Here is a 12,251-nt window from a genome sequence, read left to right on the forward strand (position 1 = left end):
CCTTCCCGAGTGCCCCGCTCGCTGCGCTCGCAGGGACGGGCGCCCGGCAGGCCGGGCGCTGCGCGCGGGGTCGGGCCGCTGCGCGACCCTCCGATGGGTGCGGTGTGCGTGCCTCTGGCTGGCGGTTTCGGGGCGGCTGGTGTCGGTGTGCCGTGGGCCGGGTCGGGTGCCTCTGCGGGGCGCTGACGGGCTCCTGGCGGTCCCGCCGGCGAAGCCGGCTCATCCCCTCTCCCCCGGTTCGGATGGCTGGCTCGGGTGGGGCTGTCACGTTGGGGTCGGCGCTGCGCGCCTCGATGTCTGACCCTCCCCCTAGCCTGTAAATGTCACATTCACTAACAACCCTGGGAGGACACCATGGGTCACTACATCACCGTCTCGGTCGGCATCGAGGATGCGGGCGGGGTCGCGGGCCGTCTGCTCGATGAGGCTGTGGAGCGTCATCTGGAAGGCAACATCAGCGATCTTTCTTACGGCCCGGTGACGGGTGCGGGCTGGGCGCTGGACGGCAACACCAAGTACGAGCCGGAGGGCGTGGAGGACTTCGCCGAGGCGGTGTCGGGTCGGTTCCCCGGCGTGGTCGTGGGCGTGCGGATCGAGTGGGATACGCGGGATGCCGACGAGGCCGGTTCGATCGAGTACTCCTACATCGGCGGGCAGCGCTGCAACGACCGTGAGAGCGGCCTGGTGCCCGACGATCTCACCGAGTCGATCGCGCGGCTGCGGGCAGCGCTGGACGGATCGGGTGATCTCGCGGCTGCCGCGCGGTGGCTGGCGGACGGTCTGGACGGCACGCGGGTTCCGGTGCCCACCGAACCCGCCGAACCGCGCCGGGTGCAGACGGTCACCGTGACCGACGAGTGGGGCCACGACTACAGCGACCTGTTCGCCGCTGCGTTCGACTACAGCGAGGTCACCGAGCGTCACGGCGACGAGCTGCTCACCGCCACCGGATGGCACGATGACCGCCGGGTCGCGTGCGAGGCCGACATCAGCCCCATCGTGCACCGCTGGATCGAGCACGCCGAGGCCGCGACGAACGCGGTCTACTCCGCCGAGTGGATGGGCGGATGGGACGCCTACGTGATCCCGTTCTGGAACGGCGAGCGCGTCGGGTTCCTCTCCATCCACGGCAACGACGACGGCAACGGTTCGATCCCGTTCGACCAGATCATCGACGCGCTGAGCCTCGACTTCACCGTGGCGTGGAGCGACGGCACAACGGACGGCGACAGCGAATGACCGGCACCCCGGTCCCGGCCGTCTGCCGGTTGTGCAGCACCCCGCACATGGACGAGATCGCCTGTCCGAACATCCACACCGAGTGCCTGGACTGCTGCGGCTGCTCGGGTCACTGACACCACTCTCGGAGCGCCCTCGCCACCTACCGGCGGGGGCGCTCTGGCGTGCATCGACCAATGTCGGAGGGCTCCCGTAGCCTGTAAATGTCACATTCACTAGCCAACGTTCCGGGAGGACACCATGGCCACCACACCGACCACCATCAAGGCGGGCACCCCGCGCGACTTCCTCGGCCTCGTGCCCGCGCTGCTCGGCTTCACCCCGCAGGACTCGCTCGTGCTCGTGCCGTTCGAGGCGGCGCGCACGATCGGGGCGATGCGACTCGACCTCGACGCGGATGCCGCGACGCTCGCGCACACCGGCCTCGGCCTGGTCTGCCGAGTGCCGCGCGTGACCGGCGTAGCCGCCGTGATCTACGCCACCGAGGACGCCGACAGCACCCGCGATCTCGGCCAGCGGATCACCGATGTCGCCGACCGGCAGGGACTGCACCTGGTGGACGTGCTCTATGTCGCCAGCGACGGCTACGGCAGCCACCTGACCGGCGAGGCACCCCGACCCGTCGCCGAGATCGCGACCCCGGACGCGCTGCGCGAGAAGGTCGCAGCATCCCAGACCGCCGGGGCGAGCATCCCCGACGCCGAACCGGCGCGTGCCGCCCGGATCGCGTTCGCGGCCGCGCGGATGGACGACGACGCCCTGGCGGACTTCGTCGCCGTCGCGGAGGACGCCCTGACCGGCGACCCCGCCGACCTCGACACCCGCCAGGCTGCGATCCTGCTCACCGGCATCGGCATCCCGCTGTGGCGCGACGTGGCCCTCATCCAGTGGGCCACCGACCGCGACAACGGCACCCGCGCCCTGGCCGCGCAGATCGGCCACTCGATCATGGGCGCACCCGTCCCCGAGAGCATCGCCCGCACCCTCTACGGACAGGGCGACCGCCCCGACGCCGACCGGCTGACGGCGGGCCTCGCGCTCGTGCGCCACCTTGCCGCCTACGCCGACGACCAGGAGCGCCCCAACCTGCTCGCCGCCGCCGCCTGGCTGTCCTGGGCGCTGGGGCGATCCACTCACGCCACCGTCTACACCGACCGCGCCCTCGCGATCGACCCCGACCACGGCATGAGCCAGATCGTCGCGACCCTCTGCTCGGCAGCCGTGCTCCCGGATTGGGCGTTCGCCCGCTGAGCGTCACCGAGTGCCCGCCGGTCACCCCGGCGGGCACTCCCCCGTGACGCACTCGCGATGTCCCCGCGCGATGTCGGAGGCCACCCGTAGCCTATGAATGTCACATTCACTGGTAATCGTTCCGGGAGGACACCATGACCGAGACCATCAACAACGTCCACGACATCCGCGCAGCCGTCGAGCGTGCGATCCGCTTCCACGCGCCGCTGCGCGCCGAGTTCGACGAGGGATGGACGACCATCGAGCCGGACGAGCTGCGCCAGGCCTGGGACGACTACAGCCTCAGCGACCCGTTCACCCTCGACCCCGCAATGCCCGCCCTGCTCGCTCGCATCGACGCCGACCACCCGGACGACGACCCCCAGGTGTGGGTGCCCCTCGGCGGGCAGGGCGACCCCGACTATCTGGATGCCGTCGTGGTCACCGAGCGCACCGTCACCAAGTACACCGCGCACGACGGCCAGATCGAACAGGCTTACTCGCTCCCCGAAGGCGACCCCCACGGCCTCACGCAGAGCGGCTGGCGGGCCGCGGCGAGCGCAGCGCGCTACGCGATCATCGGCCTCAACTCCGACGCCAGCAACACCGAGTACCTGCGCGGGCAGATCGACGCGTACCTGACCGCGTTCGGGCACTTCGAGCCGGGGCGCGACGCCGACGCCAAGCGCGAGCGGGTCACCGCCGAGATCACCGCGGCGATCGCCTCCCAGTGACCCACGTCGGAGCGGGCGCGCAGACCGCGCCACCCGCTCCGGCCAATGTCGGAGGCCACCCGTAGCCTGTGAATGTCACATTCACCGTCGAGAGTCCAAGGAGGACGCCATGACCGACACCACCACCCTCATCACCCGCACCCCCGGCGACACGTTCTGCTTCCGCGGCACCGAGTACGTGCTAATCGACTTCGCCCGCACCAAGGCGAAGATCGCAGCCCTCACCGAACCCGGCAAGGTCTACACACTCGCCCGCACCGCCACCATCGAGCCGACCGGGCACAGCGACGACGCGCTCGCCGCCGCCCTGCAAGCCACCGCGGCCGCGCTGCCGAGCCTGATCCCCGGAACCCGCGTGCGCATCGTCGCCAACCCGCGCACCACCCGCGACGGGCTGGCCGGAGTCGAGACACTCATCGTCCGCACCAACCCGAAGTCGTACACGCTCGCCAACGGCTGGCGCGTCAGCCCTGGGCTGGTCGAAGCCGTCTGACCCCCCTCGCCGCCGCCGGGTGCACACCTACCCCGGCGGCGGCGAGCACCACCCCATCCCGAGGGGAGCCGGCTACACGCCCCTCCCCTCGGCGGGAGCACCTCGAGTTCCATCCCCCGCCCGCGCTCGCCGCAGGCCTTCACCGTCCCCAGGAGGACACGATGACCACCACCGAACCCGCGGCCTCAGCCGCACCCCGCATCCCTGCCGACGACCTGATCGACCGGCTGTGGAGTCTCATGCACGACATCGAGGCAGCCGATTTCCCCGCGCTGCGCATCGTCGAGCTCGACGAGCCGACCGACTACGGCGAGCGCGTCGTGCTGTGGTGCCCGCGCTGCGATCAGCACGTCAACGTCGAGGACGGCTACCTGCGCGCGATCGACGTGGACGTGCGCTACAACAGCGTCGGCCAGATCAACACCATCGAGCGCACCGTGCCGCAGTACGAGGCCGACCCCGACCCCGGCGACGTGCTCGTGTACCTGCACCAGACCGACGAGCACGGAGAGCACGGCGTGCGTCTCCCCGAAGGCTGGGAAGGCGTCTGGAAGGTGTAGCCGCACCCCAGCGACGTGAGCGCCCCGCGCCTCTGCCGGGCGCTCACGCGCGGCATCACCGACCATCTGCTGCGATGTCCGACGCCCGCCCTAGACTGTGAATGTCACATTCACTAGCAAGCGATCCGGGAGGACACCATGACCACGTACATCACCTTCGGCCCCGACCACGCCGACCTGCACCCGCACGTCGGCACGGGACTGAACCGCGGCTACGTCGCGATCAGCACCGGCGACCGCGGCCGCGACATCGCCGCGGCGTTCGCGATCCTCGGCGAGCAGTGGGCCTTCGACTACCAGGACGCCGCGCCGCTGGATGCCCGCTACCCGGACGGCGAGATCGCCCGCCTCACCCTCATCGACGAGGCGGCGCAGAAGGAGATCGCCGGTCTGATCGAGGACACTTTCGCCGCGGCTGAGGGTGACAGCAACGACGCCGAGATCGAGGCGCTACAGGCCGCACGCGACCGCCTGGCCGCACTGATCGACTACACCCCCGCCCACGAGCGGGACTGGACACCGCTCGACGCGGCCTAAGCGCACGCGGTGCCCTGTCGGACGACCGGCGGGGCACCGTCGCACGCGCGCTCGCCGGGAATGTCCGACCCTCTCCCTAGACTGTGAATGTCACATTCACTAGCAAGCGATCCGGGAGGACATCATGACCACCACCGTCACCACCGACTGCACCCACACCAACATCGAATGGCTCTCGGGCGTCCCTGGCGTCGTCGTCACGCTCAACGGCGACGTCGCCGCCCGATGCCTGGACTGCGGCGCGACCGCGACCATGGACACCGACGAAGAGGATGCGCCCGCCGCGCCGCTCGCGCACCAGTGGCAGAGCGCTCGCTTCACCGGGACGACGACCTGCCAGGCGTGCGGACTGTTGCCGCTCGACCAGGACGACATCGACACCGAGTGCCCCGGCGGGTAGCCGGCCCCTCGGCGGTGCCTCGCGGCGATGGTCGCGGGGCACCGCTCTGCGATGTCCGCGAACTCCCGAAGCCGAGGCCTATACCCGTGGACAGCTCCAATGTCGGAGGCCACCCGTAGGCTGTGAATGTCACATTCACTAGCCAACGATCCGGGAGGACACCATGGCAAACCGCACTCGATTCATCACCATCGACACCCGCCAGTACACCGAGGCGGTGGGCGAGGTCGCCAGCAACCGCGCTCGCCAGCAGCGCGAGGAAGACCTGAACGCCTACGGCGCACAGGGCTACGCGCTCTTGTCCACCGTCACCGTCCCCCTCCACGACGGACTGCGGATCATCGACACCCTCGCCCGCACCGACGAGGGCTACTGACCCACCGACAGCGCCCCGCCGGGATCTACCGGCGGGGCGCTGTCTCGCTCGCCGCAATGTCCGACCCGCTCCCTAGACTATGAACATCACATTCACTACCTGACACCCAGGAGGACACCATGACCAGCCAGAACGGATCACCCGCAGGATCGCAGCCAACGCCGATCTCCGTAAGCCTGCCCGCGGCCGCATGGGGCGCGATCGCGGGCGTGATCGCGGCCTACGGCGAGTCCCACAAGGACGGCGCGATGATCCTCGCCGCCGAAGAGATCAAGACTCAGGTCACCAGCGCACTCTCCCCCGAGTAGGCAACGAGCACGACCCCACCCGCAGCGCCCCGCCGGATACCGACCGGCGGGGCGCTGCCGCGCTCGCCGCAGTGTCCGACCTCACCCATAGGCTGTGAACGTCACATTCACTAGCCAACGATCCGGGAGGACACCATGGCAACCGCACCCCTCACCTTCGGCGACCGACTCACCGCAGCCGGACTGACCTGGGAGGTCTCCGACGCCCGCAGCCACGAGCCGGGCCCCACCCTCGGCGAGCCGCGCGCCGACCTCTGCCCGATCAACCCCGACAGCGGCGAGCGCATCAGCAACGTCCGCATCGGACGCGCCGAGCGCCCCTACGTGCGCGTGAACATCCGGGCAGGCCGCAGCGGAGACCTCGAGCTGTACCCCAGCAGCGGGTACGGTACCCCGCTCACCGATCGGCAGCGCGAGATCATCCTGGCCGACCTCGCCGGCTACCGCTTCGAGCTGCCCCCGCTCACCGTGCCGGAGATCATCGAGCGGATCACCCACGACATCAGCACCCGATCGGCACACAAAGCATCCGAGGCCCTGCACTACAGCACCAGAACCGCGCTCAGAGACGCGCTCGCCGCCCTCCCCGCGAGTGACAGCAGCGCCTACCGTGCCGCCGTCATCGACGCAGCGTGCGCGGCGTTCCGCGAGCGCATGGCGCGGGATGTCGGGCAGATGTAGCCGCCCGGACATCGGCGAGCGCTCCACCCTCACGGCGACGAGCACGCGCCGATGTCCGACCCCCGCCCTAGACTGTGAATGTCACATTCACTAGCCAACGATCCGGGAGGACACCATGGCAACCAAACCGATCAGCGAGATCGTCGCCGAGACGATCGCGCTCAACTACGAGGACATCGACGGTCTCACCCAGGCGCTCGGCCAGGGCGACGTGGACGCCGACGCGATCCGCGCGCTCGCGACCGGCGCCGCCGAGCGGGCCGTCGCCGACCACGCGGGCGAGGCCGCTGGCATCGACGTGCACGGGTACGTGTCCCTCATCGACGGCGCGGCCGTCGCACAGATCGACACCACCGAGAGCACCGGCCGCATCCGCGTGTTCCTCAACGACGGCACGATCTACGACGGCAACCCCGAGCGCGACGACGCCCCCGGCCAGGTGTACACCCTCCGCGATCTCGACGGCACCGACGATGCCGCCGACTGGATCACCGCCGGGCACGTTCTCGACGCCCAAGAGGTCGACTGGCTGCGCTCCCTGCGGGTGGTGGCACCGTGACCGCGGCGAGCGCGACCCGGCGCAACCCGATCGTCGAGGCGTTCCGCGAATGGGCCTGCCTTGAGACGTTCCCCCTCACCGCGTGGGCCTGCGACGAGTGGGTGCACTCGATCGACCGCGGCGACCACGACGCGATCAGCAGCCGCGACGAGATCGCCCGCGCTCGCCGCGTGCTCGACCGGCTGGGCACGGCGCTGGACGCGATCGAGGCCGAGCGACCCGACGACCCGGAGGCGGTCATCCACACGCGCAGCTTCGATCCTGCCGCGAGGACGATCACCGAGACGTGGCGACTGTTCGACACGCAGTACGCAGCCCCGTGGGGCGGGCCGGGCTTCGTGGCCTTCCAGATCATCACCTGTCACGCCGACCGCGCCTACCAGGGCACGGCCCGCCGCATCCTGACCGGCAGCACCCCGCATCAGGCTCCCGAGCGAGACGTGCACCCGCAGCGCATCCAGCCGCTCCCCACACGCCGGTACGCGGCGAGCGCGCTGCACATCGCCCACGACGGCATCGCGGCACGGTTCGACCTGCCGCGGGCGCTCTACTGGGCGCGCGGCATCCGCAGCTGACACCCACCCGATGCCCCGCCGGGATCATCCGGCGGGGCATCGTCGCGCTCGCCGCAGCCAATGTCTGACCCCTCCCCTAGACTGTGAATGTCACATTCACTAGCCACCGATCCGGGAGGACACCATGGCAAACCCCATCACTCAGCTCGAGCTCGAGATGAGCCGCGAGCTGGACAACCGCACCACGACCGACACCCTGGGGCGGGCACAGTTCCGCATGAACACGCTGATCGCGGCGTGGTACGACGACGAGCCGAGCGAGCCGGACCAGGCGATCCGGGACGTGCTCACGGATCTCGTGCACCTGGCCGACACCCGCGGCATCGACATCCACCACGCGCTCGACCGGGCGGTGTGGATGGCCGACGAGGAACGAGCCGACTGGGGACTGGGGAAGGTGCAGCGATGAGCAGCGGCACGATCCCCGACCTCGCCGTCGTCGCGGCCGCGGCCGACATGATCGGCGGGTGGCATGACGACGTGTTCGGCTCGATCAACATGACCGAGGGGCGCATCCTCGCCGACCTGTTCGACGAGTTGGGCTGCACCGGCACCGCCGATCACATCATTCGCGAGACCTGGCTGGCCGAGAGCGACGGCGATCGCGACCCGCTGCCCTGGGCCAACGGCCACGGTTCCCGGCTCAGCGAGGATGAATACGCGGCCCGCAGCGACGACCTCGCCCATAACGAGGGCCGCGAGCGGTTCCACTTCGACCCCCGCCTGGAATGGCCGGAGGACGAGGGGTAGCCACACGGTGCCCCGCCGGGATCAACCGGCGGGGCACCGTCGCGCCTGTCATCGTCTAGGCCAGATAGCTCGCCACGTCGAAGCTCTGCAGCGGCCAGTCGTAGCGGGCGCGTGACGGGTGCCGAGGATGCCCGCTCTTGAGCAGATCGCCGATCGACACCCAGTCACAACCGGAGGCATCCGTCACCGAGGCGATGCCCTCAAGCATCCGCGGGAGGTAGGTGCGGGATTGGATCAGCTCGCCCCATGCGGCGACGATCGTGAGCTGGCGCCCGCCGATGAGATCCGCGATGTGTCGCTCGTTCTCGGCTTGCAGCTGCGGGTCGTGCACCAGGTGCATGCCCTTGGGGTCTGTGGATCTCTGCGGGTAGAGGTTCAGCATCACCCAGCTGTCGAATCCGTTGCGGGCCGCGAACCCCATGACCTTGCTGACGGTGCGATCCGGGTCTCCCGGCGCCGCGGTGCTGGGATTCACGCCGACGCACACGAGAGGGTTATCGCCCACCGTGCCCAGCACGAATCGCGCGGAGTTGTCCGCCGTGTGCTCATATATCCACGTCTCAGTCATGCGTGCCGCTGTCTCCCCATCGCTCTGCGCTCATCGCCGGGCCAATGTCTGACCCCTCGCTTAGAGTGTAAGCGTCACATTCACTAGCAAGCGATCCGGGAGGACACCATGACCGAGCAGGGCGAGAACCCGTTCGAGGGCGCAGAGATCATCGCCGTCTACACCGCAGAGGAGGCCGTCGCAGACGGGCTCCTGCTGCACTTCAACCCCGCCACCGCCCTCGAGGCCGGATACCGGCTCACGGTGCTCCTCACCCGCGCCGCCTACGCGGCCGCGGTGCAGTGGACCCGCGAGGGCAGCTGGCAGAGCGAGGACGCCCGATTCTGGGACGTCCTCAACGTCATCCGCCCCACCGCCCGGCAGGTCGCCGGCGATCTCATCCCACGCGAGACCTACGTGCTGCGCGTGCCGAACAGCACGCGCTCCGGCAAGCCGAGCACCGCCACCACCGCCAGCCGCCAGCGACTCCGCGTGAGCATCGAGGGCTACAACCTCACCGGCCAGGCCTGCATCATCATCGCCCTCCCCGGCGAAGACTGACCCCCTACACAGTGCCCCGCCGGAGATCCCGGCGGGGCACTGTCGCGCTCGCCGCTGCCAATGTCGGAGGCCTCCCGTAGCCTGTGAATGTCACATTCACCACCTACGTTCCAAGGAGGACACCATGGCAACCACACCCCTCACCGTCGACGAGATCTCGCGAACGATCCTCGAGCGGATGACCAGCAACCACGGCGGCTCGCTCGTCGAGGCGATCGAGGACGGTGCATTCGTCATCGACGACCAGGCCGTCGCCTACTGGGTCGGTCAGGCTGTCGAGCTGGCCCGCCAGGGGCTCGACGTTCCGGACATCGACGAGGAACCCGAGGCCGAGCCGGTCGGCTACGCCTGCGCCGAGTGCGGCACACAGGACGCGACCAACTACGTCGTCACGATCCTGGACCACGACGACATCCGCCACACCCGCACGGAGGTCTGCATCCCGTGCGCGATCACGGTCTCCGCGGACTCCGTCGACCAGATCATCGCCGGGATCATCACCCGCTGACATCCCGCCGGGGCGGGCACCACGCCCGCCCCGGCACTCAGCACGAAAGGACCGACCATGACCACCGCACTCACCCCCTACGACACCGGCAGCCGCGCGGAGCCGTCCACCTGGACGCCGAGCAACTCGCATCTGCACTCAATGCCCGTCGACGACCGCGCCCGCATCCTCGCCCACCACGGCGACGACTTCGGCAAGGTCGACTTCGACAACCCCGAGGGCCAGACGATCGCCACGGTCTGGGCTACCCCGACCGACGACGGCTGGACGCTGCACATCCACCAGCACGCGGCACCGCTCGCGCTCGCCGCAGACACCAGCCAGCTGCGCGAGTTGGCCGGCGCCGCCCTGACAGCGATCGAGGACGCCGAGCGCTCCACCGAGGCCGACACCATGGATGCCGTCTTCGAGGCCCGCGACGGGGCCGTGGACGCGCTCAGAGCGATCCTGACAGCACTCACCCCAACCACCAGCTGACCCGCCCCCCCCTCAACGCCCCGCCGGGATCGTCCGGCGGGGCACCGTCGCGCTCGCCGGAGCCAATGTCGGAGGCCTCCCGTAGCCTGTGAATGTCACATTCACCGCCTACGTTCCAAGGAGGACACCATGGCACCCACCACCACCACCATCGAGTTCGCTCAGGGGCAGCTCGACCTTCCCGCCCCGGTCACCGACCGCCGCGGCGGCTACGCCGGAGAGATGGCCCGCACTCAGGCCGAACTCGCCGAAGCCGAGGCACGGGCCGCGGATCTCGCGCTGACCGTCGAGCGACAGCAGCGCGAGATCGAACGACTGCAGCTGCCGATCACCAACGCAGCCGACGATCGCCTCGCCGCGATCTGGGAGAGGGGCGAGCAGATCGCCAACGACGAGGGCTTCTGCTCCGAGTACGACCGGCTCGTGGAAGCCATCGGCGGCACCCCGCGCGAGCGCGACTTCAAGGTAACGCTCTCCGTCACTCTGACGCAGCGCGTCACCGTCTCCGTTAGCGCCCGCACGACGGACGAAGCGGAAGACCTCGCGATCGAGACGTACACCGTCGAAGACGTGATCGAGTCGCTCCGATCCGACAACTACGTGGCCGACTCGATCGACGCGGAAGCGACCGACTGCGAGCGCGAGTAACCCAACCGGCGGGGCGGGCACACCGCCTGCCCCGCCCCCACATGCCAGACAGGAGAACACCCATGCCCGCCCACGACACCTCGAGCGCAGCCCACATCGCCGACACGATCATCGCCTCCTACGACGAGCACCGCGACTACATCATCCGCACCCCCGCGCAATACCGCACAGACCTCATCTACGCCGTCACGCGCGCCCGAGAGGCCAGCTGGGACCAGTACGCGGCAGTGTGCACGGTCATCAACCAGGCCAAGAACGACGACCGCTCACGCGACACCGACGAGTACGCGGGCGAGATCCTCGCCGCGCTCGCCGTCACGCTGCAGAGCTGACCTCCCGGCGGGTGGCCGTGCTGCACGGTCACCCGCCATCGAGGGCCGGCAATGTCCGAGGCCCCTCGTAGCCTATGAATGTCACATTCACTAGCAATCGAGGAGGACACCATGGGTGCCACATCCACTCACAAGACGGCCGGCGTCAGCGTCAGCGACTACTTCGCGGACTACTTCACCAACGCCACGATCATCGCCAGCGGCACCCGCCGCGACCCCGATTACGTCGGCGGGAGCTACGACTGGCCCTACGAGTTCTACGCCGCGGTGCGCTACAACGACGGCCACCCCCACGCCGGGGAGGTCTTCGCCTTCGTCGTGCTCTACTCCGTCGCCCCGTCCAGCTACTACAACTTCACGTACAAGGACATGGACGAGACGGTCGGGCCCGGCGCCGTCCACGCTCCCCGCCGGGTGCTCGAGGCGCTCACCCCGACCGACCACGAGTACGCGAACCAGTGGCGCGCTCGCTGCTGGGCGAACCTCGAGCTCGAGGAGGCCAAGCCGCGCGTGCACCGCGGCGACCGCATCCGCTTCGCTGAGCCGTTCACCTTCGGAGGCGGACTGCAGACGACCCCCGAGACCGTCTTCGAGGTCGAAGGGCGCGACGTGCTCCGCGTGATCGACCACCACGGCCAGCGGGTCCGCATCCCCCGCTGGCGCGCTCGCAGCTACGCGCTCGCCGCCAGCTGAACAAAGTGCGGGGCGCCCCACCCCAGGGACGCCCCGCACTCCG

General features: G+C 69.6%; 21 protein-coding genes. 20 read left to right on the plus strand and 1 reads right to left on the minus strand.

The window, feature by feature from the left end:
* Positions 1-354: 354 nt before the first annotated feature.
* The 14 genes from ACPEH2_RS14045 (at position 355) to ACPEH2_RS14110 (ending at position 8,442) form a co-directional block, all read left to right on the plus strand.
* Positions 355-1,239, plus strand: coding sequence for a hypothetical protein (locus ACPEH2_RS14045; RefSeq protein ID WP_423718954.1), 885 nt, complete (start codon positions 355-357; stop codon positions 1,237-1,239).
* Positions 1,240-1,479: 240 nt separating this feature from the next.
* Positions 1,480-2,490 carry a DUF4192 family protein gene (locus tag ACPEH2_RS14050; RefSeq protein WP_423718955.1) on the plus strand — a complete coding sequence of 337 codons (1,011 nt, stop codon included), beginning with the start codon at positions 1,480-1,482 and terminating at the stop codon, positions 2,488-2,490.
* A gap of 134 nt (positions 2,491-2,624) precedes the next feature.
* Complete coding sequence (locus tag ACPEH2_RS14055) at positions 2,625-3,203, plus strand: hypothetical protein (RefSeq protein ID WP_423718956.1); 579 nt, start codon at positions 2,625-2,627, stop codon at positions 3,201-3,203.
* 109 nt (positions 3,204-3,312) lie between these two features.
* On the plus strand, positions 3,313-3,696 hold the full coding sequence (locus tag ACPEH2_RS14060) for a hypothetical protein (protein WP_423718957.1): 384 nt from the start codon (positions 3,313-3,315) through the stop codon (positions 3,694-3,696).
* A gap of 161 nt (positions 3,697-3,857) precedes the next feature.
* Positions 3,858-4,256 carry a hypothetical protein gene (locus tag ACPEH2_RS14065; protein ID WP_423718958.1) on the plus strand — a complete coding sequence of 133 codons (399 nt, stop codon included), beginning with the start codon at positions 3,858-3,860 and terminating at the stop codon, positions 4,254-4,256.
* 138 nt (positions 4,257-4,394) lie between these two features.
* Entirely contained in the window at positions 4,395-4,793 is a 399-nt protein-coding gene (locus ACPEH2_RS14070) for a hypothetical protein (protein WP_423718959.1), read from the plus strand.
* A 124-nt stretch (positions 4,794-4,917) separates the two neighbouring features.
* Positions 4,918-5,193 (plus strand): hypothetical protein, encoded by a 276-nt coding sequence (locus ACPEH2_RS14075; protein WP_423718960.1) that lies wholly within the window; start codon positions 4,918-4,920, stop codon positions 5,191-5,193.
* A gap of 163 nt (positions 5,194-5,356) precedes the next feature.
* The gene (locus ACPEH2_RS14080) at positions 5,357-5,569 is read left to right on the plus strand and encodes a hypothetical protein (protein ID WP_423718961.1); all 213 of its coding nucleotides are present in this window, start codon (positions 5,357-5,359) and stop codon (positions 5,567-5,569) included.
* A gap of 119 nt (positions 5,570-5,688) precedes the next feature.
* The gene (locus ACPEH2_RS14085) at positions 5,689-5,877 is read left to right on the plus strand and encodes a hypothetical protein (protein ID WP_423718962.1); all 189 of its coding nucleotides are present in this window, start codon (positions 5,689-5,691) and stop codon (positions 5,875-5,877) included.
* Between the two features lie 135 nt (positions 5,878-6,012).
* Positions 6,013-6,558: a hypothetical protein gene (locus ACPEH2_RS14090; protein WP_423718963.1), complete on the plus strand. Its 546-nt coding sequence runs from the start codon at positions 6,013-6,015 to the stop codon at positions 6,556-6,558.
* Positions 6,559-6,673: 115 nt separating this feature from the next.
* Positions 6,674-7,117 carry a hypothetical protein gene (locus tag ACPEH2_RS14095; protein WP_423718964.1) on the plus strand — a complete coding sequence of 148 codons (444 nt, stop codon included), beginning with the start codon at positions 6,674-6,676 and terminating at the stop codon, positions 7,115-7,117.
* Positions 7,114-7,692 carry a hypothetical protein gene (locus ACPEH2_RS14100; RefSeq protein WP_423718965.1) on the plus strand — a complete coding sequence of 193 codons (579 nt, stop codon included), beginning with the start codon at positions 7,114-7,116 and terminating at the stop codon, positions 7,690-7,692. Before ACPEH2_RS14095 ends, ACPEH2_RS14100 begins: the two co-directional genes overlap by 4 nt.
* Before the next feature lie 124 nt (positions 7,693-7,816).
* A complete protein-coding gene (locus ACPEH2_RS14105; protein WP_423718966.1) occupies positions 7,817-8,101 on the plus strand; it encodes a hypothetical protein in 285 nt (94 codons plus the stop codon).
* Positions 8,098-8,442 carry a hypothetical protein gene (locus tag ACPEH2_RS14110; RefSeq protein WP_423718967.1) on the plus strand — a complete coding sequence of 115 codons (345 nt, stop codon included), beginning with the start codon at positions 8,098-8,100 and terminating at the stop codon, positions 8,440-8,442. Before ACPEH2_RS14105 ends, ACPEH2_RS14110 begins: the two co-directional genes overlap by 4 nt.
* A gap of 55 nt (positions 8,443-8,497) precedes the next feature.
* On the opposite strand, the gene ACPEH2_RS14115 is transcribed toward ACPEH2_RS14110, so the two are convergent.
* Positions 8,498-9,010: a DUF1643 domain-containing protein gene (locus ACPEH2_RS14115; RefSeq protein ID WP_423718968.1), complete on the minus strand. Its 513-nt coding sequence runs from the start codon at positions 9,008-9,010 to the stop codon at positions 8,498-8,500.
* Positions 9,011-9,118: 108 nt separating this feature from the next.
* Between ACPEH2_RS14115 and ACPEH2_RS14120 the strand changes: the two genes are divergently transcribed.
* From ACPEH2_RS14120 to ACPEH2_RS14145, 6 genes are all read left to right on the plus strand, one after another.
* Positions 9,119-9,550, plus strand: a complete 432-nt coding sequence (locus ACPEH2_RS14120; protein WP_423718969.1) for a DUF6573 family protein — start codon at positions 9,119-9,121, stop codon at positions 9,548-9,550.
* Positions 9,551-9,674: 124 nt separating this feature from the next.
* On the plus strand, positions 9,675-10,058 hold the full coding sequence (locus ACPEH2_RS14125) for a hypothetical protein (RefSeq protein WP_423718970.1): 384 nt from the start codon (positions 9,675-9,677) through the stop codon (positions 10,056-10,058).
* A gap of 57 nt (positions 10,059-10,115) precedes the next feature.
* On the plus strand, positions 10,116-10,535 hold the full coding sequence (locus ACPEH2_RS14130) for a hypothetical protein (RefSeq protein ID WP_423718971.1): 420 nt from the start codon (positions 10,116-10,118) through the stop codon (positions 10,533-10,535).
* 129 nt (positions 10,536-10,664) lie between these two features.
* Positions 10,665-11,183, plus strand: coding sequence for a hypothetical protein (locus ACPEH2_RS14135; RefSeq protein ID WP_423718972.1), 519 nt, complete (start codon positions 10,665-10,667; stop codon positions 11,181-11,183).
* 62 nt (positions 11,184-11,245) lie between these two features.
* Positions 11,246-11,515: a hypothetical protein gene (locus tag ACPEH2_RS14140; protein ID WP_423718973.1), complete on the plus strand. Its 270-nt coding sequence runs from the start codon at positions 11,246-11,248 to the stop codon at positions 11,513-11,515.
* A 111-nt stretch (positions 11,516-11,626) separates the two neighbouring features.
* A complete protein-coding gene (locus tag ACPEH2_RS14145) occupies positions 11,627-12,208 on the plus strand; it encodes a DUF6927 domain-containing protein (protein ID WP_423718974.1) in 582 nt (193 codons plus the stop codon).
* The last annotated feature ends 43 nt before the right edge of the window (positions 12,209-12,251 follow it).

Origin of the sequence: Microbacterium sp. NPDC064942, assembly GCF_049545525.1 — a bacterium.
Classification (GTDB): domain Bacteria; phylum Actinomycetota; class Actinomycetes; order Actinomycetales; family Microbacteriaceae; genus Microbacterium; species Microbacterium gawkjiense.